This window comes from Arcicella rosea, from assembly GCF_040543805.1.
Classification (GTDB): domain Bacteria; phylum Bacteroidota; class Bacteroidia; order Cytophagales; family Spirosomataceae; genus Arcicella; species Arcicella rosea.
Window position 1 is genome coordinate 232,764 of the sequence record NZ_JBEUMS010000001.1, and the last position, 15,403, is coordinate 248,166.

General features: G+C 34.9%; 12 protein-coding genes and 1 tRNA gene. 4 read left to right on the forward strand and 9 right to left on the reverse strand.

Annotation, left to right across the window (positions count from 1 at the left end; all coding sequences use genetic code 11):
• Positions 1-85: 85 nt before the first annotated feature.
• The 7 genes from ABID42_RS01020 to ABID42_RS01050 all read right to left on the reverse strand — a co-directional run bounded on the left by ABID42_RS01020 (position 86) and on the right by ABID42_RS01050 (position 7,760).
• The gene (locus ABID42_RS01020; protein ID WP_367282096.1) at positions 86-997 is read right to left on the reverse strand and encodes a DMT family transporter; all 912 of its coding nucleotides are present in this window, start codon (positions 995-997) and stop codon (positions 86-88) included.
• Positions 998-1,151: 154 nt separating this feature from the next.
• Entirely contained in the window at positions 1,152-2,474 is a 1,323-nt protein-coding gene (gene der / locus ABID42_RS01025) for a ribosome biogenesis GTPase Der (protein ID WP_323256937.1), read from the reverse strand.
• 220 nt (positions 2,475-2,694) lie between these two features.
• Entirely contained in the window at positions 2,695-3,600 is a 906-nt protein-coding gene (gene era, locus ABID42_RS01030) for a GTPase Era (protein WP_323256939.1), read from the reverse strand.
• Between the two features lie 158 nt (positions 3,601-3,758).
• A tRNA-Met gene (locus ABID42_RS01035) sits at positions 3,759-3,831 on the reverse strand.
• A 166-nt stretch (positions 3,832-3,997) separates the two neighbouring features.
• Complete coding sequence (locus tag ABID42_RS01040) at positions 3,998-4,726, reverse strand: ABC transporter ATP-binding protein (RefSeq protein ID WP_367282097.1); 729 nt, start codon at positions 4,724-4,726, stop codon at positions 3,998-4,000.
• 81 nt (positions 4,727-4,807) lie between these two features.
• Complete coding sequence (locus tag ABID42_RS01045; RefSeq protein ID WP_367282098.1) at positions 4,808-5,269, reverse strand: hypothetical protein; 462 nt, start codon at positions 5,267-5,269, stop codon at positions 4,808-4,810.
• Positions 5,270-5,306: 37 nt separating this feature from the next.
• A complete protein-coding gene (locus ABID42_RS01050) occupies positions 5,307-7,760 on the reverse strand; it encodes a hypothetical protein (protein WP_367282099.1) in 2,454 nt (817 codons plus the stop codon).
• 935 nt (positions 7,761-8,695) lie between these two features.
• On the opposite strand from ABID42_RS01050, the gene atpD reads away from it, so the two are divergent.
• The 4 genes from atpD to mnmC2 all read left to right on the forward strand — a co-directional run bounded on the left by atpD (position 8,696) and on the right by mnmC2 (position 12,781).
• Positions 8,696-10,213 carry a F0F1 ATP synthase subunit beta gene (gene atpD / locus ABID42_RS01055; RefSeq protein WP_323256947.1) on the forward strand — a complete coding sequence of 506 codons (1,518 nt, stop codon included), beginning with the start codon at positions 8,696-8,698 and terminating at the stop codon, positions 10,211-10,213.
• Positions 10,214-10,290: 77 nt separating this feature from the next.
• Positions 10,291-10,521 (forward strand): ATP synthase F1 subunit epsilon, encoded by a 231-nt coding sequence (gene atpC / locus ABID42_RS01060; RefSeq protein ID WP_309913518.1) that lies wholly within the window; start codon positions 10,291-10,293, stop codon positions 10,519-10,521.
• Positions 10,522-10,884: 363 nt separating this feature from the next.
• Entirely contained in the window at positions 10,885-11,982 is a 1,098-nt protein-coding gene (gene carA, locus ABID42_RS01065) for a glutamine-hydrolyzing carbamoyl-phosphate synthase small subunit (RefSeq protein ID WP_323328173.1), read from the forward strand.
• Between the two features lie 145 nt (positions 11,983-12,127).
• Positions 12,128-12,781: a tRNA (5-methylaminomethyl-2-thiouridine)(34)-methyltransferase MnmC2 gene (gene mnmC2, locus ABID42_RS01070; protein ID WP_367282100.1), complete on the forward strand. Its 654-nt coding sequence runs from the start codon at positions 12,128-12,130 to the stop codon at positions 12,779-12,781.
• Positions 12,782-12,871: 90 nt separating this feature from the next.
• Here mnmC2 and ABID42_RS01075 read toward each other — a convergent pair whose 3' ends face one another.
• Entirely contained in the window at positions 12,872-14,296 is a 1,425-nt protein-coding gene (locus ABID42_RS01075) for a TonB-dependent receptor (protein ID WP_323257253.1), read from the reverse strand.
• Between the two features lie 195 nt (positions 14,297-14,491).
• Positions 14,492-15,346, reverse strand: a complete 855-nt coding sequence (locus ABID42_RS01080; protein ID WP_367282101.1) for an N-acetylglucosamine kinase — start codon at positions 15,344-15,346, stop codon at positions 14,492-14,494.
• Positions 15,347-15,403: the final 57 nt, after the last annotated feature.

A 15,403-nucleotide genomic window follows, 5' to 3' on the forward strand; every position in this document is an offset into this window, starting at 1 on the left:
ATACCCTGAAAAGAAAAAGCTAATCCTTCGCTAAAATGAAATATGTCAATACTTAACCGCAAAAACTCATCACTCATAATTCCTATTACTTCTTTCCCTTCCAAGAAATCATCAATACTCCAAACAGTACTACGAATGTGCCTGTTAATTGCCAAGCTGATATTTGTTCTTCAAGAAAAGTATTCGCCATAATAATCGTTGCGACTGGCCCGATGCTCCCGATAATTGAAGCATTACCTGAGCCAATTCGTTTGATACCCTCCGAAATCATAAAAGAAGGAATTACGGTTGAAAATACTGCCATTGAAAGACTCAACCAATATGCTCCAGCTTCATACGCCAACAACCCTTTACCTACTGAAGCTAAATAATGAATAATTACCATGCCTGTAGAAATCAACATTGAATAACATGTAAAACGCAAAGCTCCAACCTTTTGAATCATTTCTCCACTTCCTACCAAAAACAAAGCATAAGTAAAAGCGCTTAAGAAAATCAAGAAACTACCAATTACTAAATCTTTCTGTAAGCCCAATTTTAAATCTGGAATAAAAGCTAAAGCAACACCTAAATAGGTAATTACCAAAGCCACATATTGAATTTTATGAATAGGCTTTTTTAAGAAAATTGCAGAAACCACAACCACAATAGTGGGATAGATAAAAAGGATTAGACGCTCAACACTAGCTGTAATATAATTTAAACCACAAAAGTCAAAAAGCGAAGCTAAGTAATAACCCACTAAACCAATGGCAAACATCCAAAACCATTGTCGAGCAGTTAGCTTTACTTGTTCCTCTTTTTTCTGTTGAAAAAATAAAATTATCAGGTAAAAAGGTGCTGAAAACAGCATCCTTAAAGCTAATAATGAAACGGTATCCACATGATAATGTATATAATTATACTTTACCAAAACGGCTTTTCCGGCAAATAAAACTGCGCCAGTCAACACTAAAATTACTCCAACAAAATACTTCGCTCTACTTATTTCCTTCATGGCTTATTAAAAATTGAGGTAAAAAACAAAAGACCTTTCGCATCGCTGAGAAAGGTCTTTTTAATAATATATTTTATCAAATAGCTACTTATCTCATACCTTGTGGGTTGATTGCGAGAAGTAACCAATTTGCTGAAATCATATTCATTGATAATTATTTTTTTCTAAAGAAAATCTGAATTGGCACACCATTAAAATCAAAATGCTCACGCATTTGGTTTTCTAAATAACGTTCATAAGACTCACGAATATACTGTGGTAAATTACAGAACATTACAAAAGAAGGTGCTTTTGTTGGTAATTGAGTCATGTATTTGATTTTGATATACTTTCCTTTCCAAGCTGGTGGAGGATAGTTTTCAATCACTTTCAACATTACATCATTTAATTTAGAAGTAGGAATTTTTCTGGTTTTGTTTTCATACACTTCCAGTACTTTTTCTACAGCTTGGAAAATACGTTGTTTATCTTTTACTGAAGTAAAGATAATTGGCATATAATTGATTGGTGCCATTCTCTGACGTACCGCATCTTCAATACGCTTCGCAGTCATTGAATCTTTTTCAACCAAATCCCATTTATTAATCATCAACACAATCCCTTTTTTTGCTTTATCAGCCATCGATACGATGTTCATATCTTGTGCTTGTAAGCCAGTTTGTACGTCGATTGTAGTGGCATCAACAATAATCACCGCAACATCACACTCTTCCATCGCTTTAATTGAACGCAATATCGAATAATATTCGATATTGTCATCAATTTTTGCTTTTCTACGAATTCCAGCGGTATCGGTAATGATAAAATCTTTTCCGAATAAAGTATAGTGATTATCAATTGCATCACGAGTAGTTCCAGCAATATCTGTAACAATACTTCTTTCTTTACCTAAAAGGGCGTTTAAGAAAGATGATTTTCCTACATTTGGTTTCCCTAAAATTGCAATTTTCGGAATACCAGCATTTGGATTTTCAATACCTTCTTCTGGGAAATGGCTAACAACTGCATCTAATAAATCTCCTGTTCCTGAACCACTTTCAGCAGCAATTGGAAAAGGTTCGCCCATTCCTAATTCATAGAACTCAACCGCTTCCATTCCTTTTTCATAAGTATCAGCTTTGTTGGCTACAATATAAACAGGTTTTTTAGAACGACGAAGCACTTTAGCAAAGTCTTTATCTAAATCGGTTACTCCAGTAGAACAATCTACGACAAACAAACAAACGTCTGCTTCTTCGATAGCCAATTCTACTTGTTCACGGATGGCACCTTCAAAAGTATCATCAGAACCATGCACATATCCACCAGTATCAATAATGGTGAAAAATTTACCAATCCACTCACCATATCCATAGTGACGGTCACGAGTAACGCCTGAAACGTTATCCATAATTGCCTTTTTCTGTTCGATAAGGCGATTAAAAAGCGTAGATTTACCCACGTTTGGGCGACCTACAATTGCAACAATGTTTGACATTTTTTGATTTTTTGAGCTGTTCCCTGCGTACCTTATATGATTAATTTCCTGAAAATCAGTCGTTCAATCTTGGCTTAACAAGCACCTCAACGTTAAAGATTATAATATACTGTTAAAAATTAGGGGTAGATATAGCTATCAGCAGTGAGCTTTCAGCTTTGAGTTAATTATATTTTAAAAATTATTTTCAAATTAACACACTTTCAAATTTTCAAATTCATTAGTCTTGACTATAACCAAATGACTTTACTTTTTGTGCTTTCGAACGCCAGTCTGGTTCTACTTTGATAAATTGTTCCAAGAACACTTTTTTACCAAAGAATTTCTCCATTGCTTCACGTGCCTGAGTACCTACTTTTTTGATAGATTCTCCTTTATGACCAATCAGAATCGCTCTTTGTGTTACTCTTTCCACATAAATTTCTGCCGAGATTCTGATAAGATTATCCTCTTCTTTGAAAGAAACAATAACAACCTCGCAAGAATAAGGAATCTCTTTTTTATAATTCAAGAAGATTTTTTCTCTTAAAATTTCCGAGGCAAAAAATCGTTCGGGTTTATCCGTTAATTCTTCTTTATCAAAATACGGTGGGTGAAGTGGTAATTGTTCAACGATAGAGTCAAAAATCTGACCAATGTTTTCTTCTTTCAAAGCCGAAATTGGAATGATGGCCTGTGTTGGAAAACGTTCACGCCAATGCGCAATTTTTTCTTGTACTTGTTCTTCGGTTGCTAAATCAATTTTATTGATTAACAACAACACAGGAACATGGTCAATCCTTGCTAATTTATTGATAACATCATCTTCGTCGTACTTTTCAAAAATATCCGTTACAAACAAAATTACATCGGCATCTTCCAAAGAACTATGCACGAATGTCATCATTGATTTATGTAACTCATATTTTGGAAGAATAATTCCGGGCGTATCAGAGTAAACCAATTGAAAATCAGTTCCTTTATGCGTACCATTCAAGATACCCATAATTCGATGGCGAGTGGTTTGTGCCTTTGAAGTAATAATTGAAAGGCGTTCTCCTACCAAAACGTTCATCAAAGTAGATTTTCCAACGTTTGGTTTTCCGACAATACTGACAAAGCCTGCTTTATGATTAATTGTTTCCATTATTATCCTCGTTTATTTGTCAAAATTACTGAAAAATCAGTAGAGGAAGGAATCAAGATAGTTTTGGGGAGTGGCTAACGAGTTCCCTACGGGATGACAAAACGATTTGTATAAATTTTAAAATAAAAAGACGAGCCGTATGACTCGTCTTCTCTCTGTAGCAGGAACAGGACTCGAACCTGTGACCTTTGGGTTATGAGCCCAACGAGCTACCTACTGCTCCATCCTGCGGTGTTGTTTCCATTTGATTGGACTGCAAAGGTACGATAGTTTTTTGTATTCTACAAGCGTTTACTGAATTAAAAAAGAAAAATATTTTAAATTTATTTCAAATAAACTTTTAATCTACTAATAAACAGACACTTATCTAAGTGAATTATTTTCAAATTATTTTATTTCAATGACCTTGAAGACCCGCCATTAAATCTTTTGCCTTCTTAACATTGGTATTTATCTTATCAGATTCTACCAATCCATCTCGTAATCTTACAATTCTATGGGCGTATTGCGCAATATCATCTTCGTGCGTTACCATTACAATGGTGTTTCCTTTAGAATAAAGCTGGTCGAACAAATCCATAATTTCATAAGAAGTCTTAGAATCTAAGTTACCTGTAGGTTCATCGGCTAAAAGTATCGAAGGGTCATTCACTAAAGCTCTGGCAATTGCTACACGCTGACGCTGACCACCTGAAAGCTCATTTGGTTTATGTCCAGCTCTATTTTCCAAACCTACTCCTTTTAAAGCCAACATGGCTTTTTCTATTCGGTCTGCTTTATTGTAACCTGCATAAATCAACGGCAAAGCAACATTTTCTAAAGAAGATTGACGTGGTAATAAATTGAAGGTTTGGAATACAAAACCAATTTCTTTGTTACGAACCGTTGCCAATTCATTTTCAGACATTTCACTTACGTCTTGATTGTTCAGAATATACCTCCCTGTTGATGGAGTATCCAAACAGCCGATGATATTCATTAATGTTGACTTCCCAGAACCCGATGGTCCCATAAAAGCTACATATTCACCTTTGCTGACTGCGATACTTACATCTTTTAAAGCTTGAATTACTTCTTCACCCATTACGTAACGTCTGGAGATGTGGCTAGTTTCGATGATTTTCATATTATTTCCTTAACTATAAAGTTTTGATCAGTTGAGCTTAGAGGCTCATATTTTATGTATTTCTTCAAAATGATAAATCATTTATGAATTATTACTCTTTTGTTGATATATTGAAATGAGAAAGATTCCGATGGCTAAGCATTTGTTATTCTCATGATAGATTTTTATTGTTCCATCATTGGTAAACAAGCTTTTTGAAAAATGAATCATTAAACCTTCTTCATTATGGAGTTCCCATTCATTAGCAATTAAACCTATCTGTTTGAAGAAAAACTTTCCTTCGTTTTCTAATAGAATATAGGCTTCTGTATTCCAAAAATTGATGTTAATTCTTCCTATTACTTTGTCTTTATCTTCGTAGATAATCACAGTATCGGATAGTAATCCTGTTACATCAAAAAAATATTCTTTATCTCCAATCCTTACATTTGAGTCATAAGACCAAATAGATTTCTTTTCTGTTTTAACAAGTACTTGAGCGCCATCTTTGACTTCGTAAGTGGAACTCCAAAAATCTTTAGAGAAGGTTAGTTGCTCGCTCATGTCCATAAAATTATTCTTAATAAACAAACTTAATAATTTACTGAAAACCAGCACTTGCCTTTTCGATAGAAGCTAATTTAGCTTGATAGGTTGGTAGAAAACGCTGATAGTCGGTTGGGGATAATTTTTGAAGTATCTTCATTCCATCTACAGCATAATCTTTCATCCCAACTTTTAAAGCTTGAAGGATGTATAATTGATATAGCACTGGAGAATCTTTTCGCCAAGCAATGGCATTCAAACTAGCTTCATAAGCTTTATCTTCTTGCTTTTGTTGGTTGAGTATTTCAATGGCTTTCGTCAGTACTTCTTCATTAACAGGATGTTGTTTCAAACCATCTACAGCAATATTTTTGATGCTTGAAATATCTACTTTTTCTGTTGCTTCTTTCTTTAATAAAGTATTCAATAACAATTGATAATACTTACCTTTTTTATCGGTAGAATCGCCTAGCGACCAAGCTTGTAGCGTTTGAAAAGTTATTACTTTATCTCCTTTATAATATTCTTGAACAATATCTGCAAAAAGTAAATCTTCAATATCTGCTTGATTTTCATCTAGTTCCGACAATCTTCTCAATGGCAAAATTTCTCCTTTTGCTTTCTGATAAAGTGCTTGATTGTACAATCTTGCGAAATCAGCGATATTACTTAGTACAGAATCTTTGGGTAAATCTATTTTGGTGATTTCTTCGGAAGCGATTACTTTTTTATTTTTCAATACATTTTTCAGGGCAAGCACATTAGCTTGGTATGAACTGTACGTGATATTCTCTGGCTTTTCTAACAATTCCTGAATGGTTTGTTCTTTTCCATTCATTGCCCAAAATGCTAACAAATTACTTGCGGGTACTTCTGACTTTCTAGCATTTTTCACTGCCATTTCATAATATAAAACAGTTGAATCTACCACATTCGATTTGTTGAATAGGTAAGCCAAATTATTCTGCAATTCTCCACTTGTCGGGAATTTGGCTAAACCTTCTTTCAAGGTAAACATGGCATCAAAAAAATGCTCGCCATCATAAAAAGAACGGCTCAGTCCTTCATAAGCAAAGACTGATGGATTTTTAGCCAAAGCTTTTTTGAAGTACAATGCTGCTCGTTCATTATCGTTTTGCCATAATGCCAAAGAAGCCAAAGCATAATTACTTTTATGATTGCGATATTCGTAAGCCAAAGCCATTTGGTACTCCGATTCTGCCACTCTATATTGTTTGTCAAAAGCATAATAATCGCCCAAAGCATTATAATATGCAGCATTTGCTTGCTGAAATGTAAAGAAATTTTTCAACACTAATAAAGCAGCAATGATAATAATTGACAATACTCTGGCTGTCCAAATCGGTAAGTTTATGGGTTTAAAAACTACTTTGTGTACTTCAAAACCTTGCTTGAAAAGCGGCAAGAAATTCACTAAGACATAGATTAAAAACACCAATCCCATCGCCAAATGCGTGTAAGTAATTGCATCTTCTAATACTTCTATCATGGGGTCGTTGCCAGTGGCAAAGGCTTGCCCGCAAGTGGCTAAGGTAACAATAGCTAATCCCAAATAAATAAACGAACCAGCATCTTCAAAGTCGACAATTTGCTTGTTTCCCTCCAATCGTTTTTTGAAACCCCAAATGCCTAAAAATGTAGAGGTAATTAATAAGACAAATGGGCTGATGTAAATCATTTCCCAGTCAATTACTTTGTTGTTATGTAAAAAAACAAGCAATACATTGGCTAAATAAATCAAAGAAATCAATAAGAAATTCTTTAATGCCTGTGGACTTTTTGAAGAGGTTGTCAGTACCAAAAAACCTTGAACGATTTCATAAGCAATCATAAAAATAAAAACCACACTCAATATCATCGCTCCCGCAGTTCTATAACTCGCTAATAACAAAAAAGGCGTATTCACTTTTGTGCTGTAAAGAATCACAAAAATGAGTAAGATGCTTATTAAAAAGAAAGATAAAAACCTTTTGAAAATATTAATATCTGGACGAAAAGCATGGAAGAAATAACTGAGACCTGCATAGAGTACAATCAAAGCCATCGTAAAATATCTGTTACTGGAATTATACAATAATTCAAGGTTGAACGTAACCAAGAGTAAAATAACAAGCCCCATCGACAACAAATACCAAAAACGAGCCAGCGACGAAAGTGCTGAGAGCATTAAAACAAAGGCAAAGACAAAGAGTGATAGAAAAATATAATTCCCGATAAGGTTTATTTCCATCGGTGAAGCCAAGAATTGTTCTGTTACTGTGAAAGTTTTACTTGGAAAGGAAAGTGTTTCCTGCCCAACATCAAAGTAATCCAACACAAAAGGAACTTCGCCTAATTCAGCTAAAATATTCCAATGCACCACATTTTCTAATCCTTTGAAATAAAAGAAAATAAATGCAACCACTGTAAACAACAAAATACTGATTGAGAAAAAATATAGCAGACGAGAAGCTTTTTGCCAGTTTTTCCAGAATTGTATTGAATTCATATTGATATGATAAATTAAGCCTTTGGTAGCGTAAAATAATGGTTATTTAAAAAGCAATTGGCATAAAGCACAAGCCTTTTTGAAAGATTGATAAAGCATTTAGCCTTTGTACAACAGACAAAATTCGCAATTATTATACTTGATTGGAAATCTATCAACTTATTTCTTAGCGAACAAAGTATAGATAGCCCAAGCTATCGTTTTTCCGAAACCAACTCTTTTATATCATCATGAAAAAGAGAATCTCAAATTTTCCACTAAAAGGATAAAATTTTATCCTTTTTACATCATCTTTCCTACTAAAAGAGGAAAGTTTGTCTCTTTTAGTAGGAAAGTTGCTACTCCAAATACCAACATTGCTATATTTTTACGGGAAATTGCGGTTTTAACTAAGAAAATTCCTACTAAACTTCGGGATATTGCGGTTTTAAGTAGCAATTTTTCTATTCCAAGTACCAACATTGCTATTTTAACAGGGAATATTCCGTCTTTTTTGCGGGAAATTGCGGTTTTTTATTAAATATCATTTCATCACAAATTGTATCATTGTGAAATTTGTCAATGTTGTCTATCATCTTCAACAAAGCATATAGCTCCTCATAAAAGTATCCTGAATCTTGTAAAAAATATTTGATTCACTTTTAAAGCCCTAGAAACAAAAGGACATCAAAACTTTATCGTGTTGAGGCGAAAAAATATTTTCGAATTTTGATTTTTGGAAAATTGCCCCAAAATCCCAAAAATCTAAGTATTTTTTGGGGTCACTCTTAAAGCAATCCAACAAAACGATACTTTTTAAGCAAAAAATATGGTAAAAATCCAAAAACAGAATTGTTAATCTGAATTTTACCAAGTAGTTTTGCAGTCTGAAATACTACGTTAAGTACATAAAAAACGTAATCACTTGACAATCAGATAACAAAATCACAATACAAATGGCAAATGCAGTCAATACAGGGAAAGTTACGCAAGTAATCGGACCAGTTGTGGACGTGAGCTTCGAGGGTGCTAACTCTCATCTCCCCACAATTTTGAATGCCTTGGAGGTTACAAAAGCCAACGGCACCAAAGTTATTCTCGAAGTACAACAACATTTAGGTGAAGACCGTGTTCGTACCATTGCAATGGAAGGAACAGAAGGACTTCAAAGAGGTCAGGAAGTAAGAGACTTAGGACAACCTATGTCTATGCCAACTGGTGACAGTATCAAAGGACGTCTTTTCAACGTAGTTGGTGAGGCAATCGATGGTATTCCTCAACCTAAGTCTAACAAATCAATGCCAATCCACCGTCTTGCTCCAAAATATGACGAATTGGCAACTTCAACTGAGGTGCTTTTTACAGGTATCAAAGTAATTGACTTGCTTGCTCCTTATGTAAAAGGTGGTAAAATTGGTTTATTTGGTGGTGCTGGTGTAGGTAAGACTGTATTAATTATGGAACTTATCAACAACATCGCTAAAGCTTACGAAGGTCTTTCGGTATTTGCTGGTGTTGGTGAGCGTACTCGTGAGGGTAACGACTTATTGCGTGAAATGATTGAATCAAACGTAATTCGTTACGGTGAAGATTTCAAACACGCAATGGAAAAAGGAGAATGGGATTTATCTAAAGTAGATGAAGAAGCTCTTTTAGGTTCACAAGCTACTTTGGTGTTCGGTCAAATGAACGAGCCTCCAGGAGCACGTGCTAGAGTTGCCCTTTCAGGTTTGACAGTTGCTGAATATTTCCGTGATGCAGAAGGAGAAGACCAAGGTCGTGATATCCTTTTCTTTATCGATAACATCTTCCGTTTTACACAAGCAGGTTCTGAAGTATCGGCTCTTTTAGGTCGTATGCCTTCAGCGGTAGGTTACCAACCAACGCTTGCTACTGAAATGGGTGCGATGCAAGAACGTATTACTTCAACAAAAAGAGGTTCAATTACTTCAGTTCAAGCGGTTTATGTACCTGCCGATGACTTAACTGACCCTGCTCCTGCTACTACGTTTACTCACTTAGATGCTACAACGGTATTATCACGTAAGATTGCTGAATTAGGTATCTATCCAGCGGTGGATCCATTAGATTCTTCATCACGTATTTTATCTCCAAGCATTTTAGGTGATGTTCACTATAACACTGCTCAACGTGTTAAAGAGATTCTTCAACGTTATAAAGAATTACAAGATATTATCGCCATCCTTGGTTTGGACGAATTATCTGAAGACGATAAATTGGTAGTATCTCGTGCTAGACGTGTACAACGTTTCTTGTCACAACCATTCTTTGTGGCTGAACAATTTACAGGTTTAAAAGGAGTATTAGTTGATATTAACGATACTATCAAAGGCTTCAACGCTATCATTGATGGTGATTATGACCACTTGCCAGAAGCAGCTTTCAACTTAGTAGGTAGCATCGAAGATGCAATTGCTAAAGGAGAAAGATTAGTAGCAGAAGCATCGAAATAAAGTTTAGGAGTAAATGAGTTTATGAGTAAAACCTTACTCATAAACTTTTAACTCATACACTCATAAACTGAAAAAAAATGAATTTACAAATCATTACTCCCGACAAAAAAGTGTTCTCTGGCGAAGTAGATGTAGTTACGCTACCGGGTACAGATGGTTCTTTCCAAATCTTGAAAGACCACGCTCCTATCGTTTCGACTTTAGGAAAAGGAACATTAGCGGCTGACAAACAAGAGTTCATCATTGATGGTGGTGTTGTTGAAGTATTGAACAACAAAATCTTGGTATTGGCAGAAGCAGTATTGTAATTAGTATATAGTAATTGTAGATTCGTTCTCAATTACAAAAACTATATTAAAAGCACAGGCTCATTGGAGTTTGTGCTTTTTTATTGCACTTATAATAAATGATTTACGATATATTTTTCATCTAATTCAAAATTAAGAATATTGGATTTGTCCAAAAATCATTTATTCCCTATCTTTGTACCAGAAATGAAACAAATGATGATACAAGCAGTTTTTACGAGTAACTTTTGGAAAATGTCCAAAGATTTACCTTCAAAAAAAGGCTGTGTTATCGTTTCTAAAAAATATTTTTATTAGGAGGTCAAGTTAATTGACCTCCTTTTTTATAGTACAATCTTTTTTCAGTAACCAAGAAACAATCAAATGAAAGTAACACAAAGCCAAGCAGCTATTTTGTTGTTGGAAGACGGTACAGTTTTTAGAGGGAATGCTCTCGGAAAAATCGGGACGAGTGGCGGAGAAATTTGCTTCAATACAGGTATGACTGGCTATCAGGAAATTTATACTGACCCTTCATATTTTGGACAAGTAATTGTAAATACAACTTCTCATATCGGAAACTATGGAGTAGTGAACGATTTAGAAGAAGAATCTGGCACTGTAACCATTTCTGGAATGGTTTGTAATGAATTCTCACCAATTCATTCACGTAAAACGGCTGATGGTTCTTTACAAGACTACTTCGAAAAAGCTGGAATCGTTGGTATTTCAGGCGTTGATACTCGTCAAATTGTTCGTCATATCCGTGAGGTTGGTGTAATGAACTGCATTATTTCTTCTGAGATTTTGGATGTAGAAGAATTGAAAAAAGAATTAGCGAAAGTACCGCCAATGGAAGGACTTGAGTTATCTTCTCAAATCTGTACACAAGAATCATATTTCTTGGGAAATCCAGAAGCAGAACACAAAGTAGCTGTTTTAGATTTAGGCGTAAAGAAAAGTATTTTAAGTAATCTTACTGATAGAGATTGTTATTTGAAAGTATTCCCAGCGAAAACTTCTTATTCAGAAATGCAAGCTTGGAATCCAGACGGATACTTTATCTCGAATGGCCCTGGCGACCCAGCAGTGATGCCTTATGCCATTGAAACTGTTAAGGCAATTGTAGAAAATGATAGCCCTACTTTTGGTATCTGTTTAGGTCACCAAATTTTAGCACAAGCGTCTGGTCTTTCTACTTATAAAATGAAAAACGGACACCGTGGTTTGAATCACCCAGTGAAGAATTTGATTACTGGTTTATCAGAAATCACTTCTCAAAATCATGGTTTTGCTGTAAAAATGGAAGAGTTGGAAGCAAATGAAAATGTTGAATTAACGCATATCAACTTAAACGACAAAACTGTTGAAGGGTTAAGAAGAAAAGATAAACCTGCATTCTCGGTACAACATCACCCAGAAGCATCTCCAGGTCCACACGATTCTCGTTATTTGTTTGATAATTTTGTGGGAATGCTTTAATTTGAGATTTGAGGATTTTGGACTTGAGGACTTGAAGATAAAAGGTTTTAGGCTTTCTATCTTCAAGTCTTTTGTTATTAAGTAATCTTAAAAGTCTCAAAATCCTATAGTCTTCAAGTCCTAAATCCTCAAGTCCCCAATAAAAATGCAAAGAGTAAGAATTACTGACGACGGTTTTACTACTTTATTCAGTGCAGAGTTTAACCAATTTTATCATTCTGTTCGTGGTGCTTTAGACGAAACCCAAAGAGTATATATCGAATTGGGTTTATTGGCGAAAATGCAGGAAACACAAGAAATTAGCATTCTGGAATTGGGTTTTGGTACTGGATTAAATGCTTTAATAACCGCTGGAGAAGCTGAAAAAAATCAGCTAAAAGTACATTATACCAGTCTTGAGCCATTTCCCATTTCTGAAGAAGATGTCAAATTATTAAATTATCAGACGGACACAGCAACTGATTTACTCCAAAAGCTTCATTCAGTAAACTGGGAAGAAAACATTGAAATCTCTTCTAATTTTTCACTCAAAAAAGTAAAGAGTACGCTTCAAGATTTTAAAACTGACGAGCTATTTGACGTCGTTTATTACGATGCCTTCGCTCCTTCGTCACAACCAGAACTCTGGACGGTGGAAACATTTACTCATGTTGCGTCTTTCTTAAAAAAAGGAGGATTCCTGACTACTTATTGTTCAAAAACTATTGTCAGAAGGGCAATGGAACAAGCAGGATTTAAAGTAGAAAAACATGTAGGAATATGGGGTAAAAGAGAGGTAGTGAGAGCCATTAAGTTATAAAAACTACAATTCCTATTAGGCGGCGACTTAAGTCACCGCCTAATAGCAAAGGATTTGAGAATTATATTATCAAAAGGTCTTTTTAGTATCTCAAGCAGGCGTTACTTCGCAAGGATAACCAAATAAGCAATTTCCTTTTACTAATTTCGATACGACTGATGGCACTAACTCTTCCCAACCAGATTCGCCAGATTGGATTAGTTTCAAGACCGCATCTGTATTAATTTTGAGTAGTTCTTTATCGTAATTTTTAATATCGGCAAATTTATCGTTGTCTTGCAAATATTGAAACAAGCCTTTTAAGTGCGAAGGAGGAGTAAATTCCTTTGTGGTTACAATTTCACCATCTGCATTGAGCATTGGGTGCAAATACAATTTAATTTTAGGAGCAAACAAGGTAGAAAAAGCTGAAAGAATTCCCCCTGAAATATTGGTATAATGCTTTTCTTCAAAAATATAATCAAGGTTAGGCATTCCTAGAATCAGACCCATTCTTAATTTGGTAAAACCACATAGATATTGCACCAAACGATAATATTCATGAAAATTTGAAATCAAAACGGTATGTCCTAGCGAACATAAAATATCTACACGATCGAGGAAATCTCTTTCATTGATTTGTTCACCACCTGCTTGTAAATTCTTCAAAGTAAGTTCAGCTAATAAAACTACTTTATCGTCATCAACGTCTGGTTCGGCTTCAAACTGTTTCAAACCCGTTTTAATCATGTCTAAAGATACATTCGTAACAGGTCTAAAACGTCCACGTACTGCCACAATATGTTTTTTATAGAAGGCTTCTGAAGGCTGCATTACATTTCCGTCTGGTCCGAAAAGTGCGGCATTGGTAAAACCATTTTTTACTAAGTGAAGCGACATCAAACGGTCGTCCACACCTTTAAAGTCTGGACCACGAAAACGAATCATATCAATCTCAATTCTATCAGACGATAAATCATCCATTAAAGATTGAAGCAAAATTTCAGGCTGTGCATTATAATAGAAGCAACCATACATCAAGTTTACACCAATAACACCTAAAGCTTGTTGCTGTAAAACATTGTCATTGTCTTTCATTCTTACGTGAATGACAACATCGTTTGGTTCGCCATTTGGTTCAAGTTGAAAACGTAAGCCAATCCACCCATGTGGGTCATTATTTTTTTGATAGTTTAGCGCAGCAACAGTATCAGCAAAAGCAAAAAATGTACGTTCAGAAGCCATTTCGGTCAGACGTACATTTAATAATTTATACTCACGAGTAAGCATTTTCATCAAACGGGCTTCTACTACATAACGCCCAGATTCTTCTTCCCCATAAATGGCATCCGAGAAAGCCATATCATAAGCTGAAATAGTTTTTGCAATCGTTCCTGATGCTCCGCCCGACTTAAAAAAATTAGCAGCGACATCTTGCCCAGCCCCGATTTCAGCAAAAGAGCCATAAATTCGGCGGTCGAGATTGATGCGAAGAGCCTTCTGTTTTGTGCCTAAATTTCTATCGTAATTTACCATGACATTATTCTCTTTATTTAATTGTACCCTATCACTCAAAGCATTTCCTAATTTACAATTCAATGGGCAAAGCTTGACAAAAATCTACCAAAAATATAATTCTTTATCTAAAAATTAATACAAAAAACGAATTAGCAAGCAGTTGAGTAGGTTTTAAACAAACAAAAGTATAAAACGTAATATAGCTCATTCAATTTAGGCTAATTGTGATTTGTGAAACAAAGTCAAACCAGCAATCGGACTTTCCATAATCACTCCAACACTAAAGCCTTTTTCGATGGCTACTCTTCTTAGAATATCAGAGTAATAAAATGCGACAGAACCTGTGAAATGAATTTTATACTGTTGGTAATCTGGATACTTTAATAAATATTTTTCAAAAAATAAATCAAATGCACTTTTAACTAAGCCAAACGTAAATGGATGATTGCGATTATCAAAAATAAATTTTGAAAAAGAAGCAAAGTAACGATTAGGAAAAGGTTTTTGATAAGCATTATCTAAAATTTCCAGACGGTCTTTCGCACCAAAACGCTTTTCGAATTTTTCACGAATATCAATAGGCATTTCTTTGTGCAAATAACTTAATACTAATTGTTTGCCAAGGTAACCTCCGCTTCCTTCATCTCCCAACCAAAAACCTAAAGGTGGTACTTGAAAAGTAATATCTTTACCATCATAAAAGCAAGAATTAGAACCAGTTCCTAAAATACAGGCAATGCCAGCCTCACGACCACACAAAGCACGAGCCGCCGCCAACATATCACTCTGTACTTCTATCTTTTTTATTGTTGGAAAAATCGTTTTGAAAGCCAAGCGAATAATTTCAGCTTTTTCTTCATTTGTGACACCCGTTCCATAATAAAAAACTTCAGAAACTGCTTGATTGTTGAGTGATGGTAATAAGTTTTTTTGTAATTCTTCAATAATTGAATCAGTAGTTTGATAATATGGATTTAGCCCAATTGTTTTGGCTTGGGAAACTTCTCCGTTTGGAGAAATCATTCGCCAATCTGTTTTACTTGAGCCACTTTCTGCGATTAAAATCATTATAAATCAAATAATATTTTGTAAAAAAAAAAGAAATTATATTACTTTTATAGATGT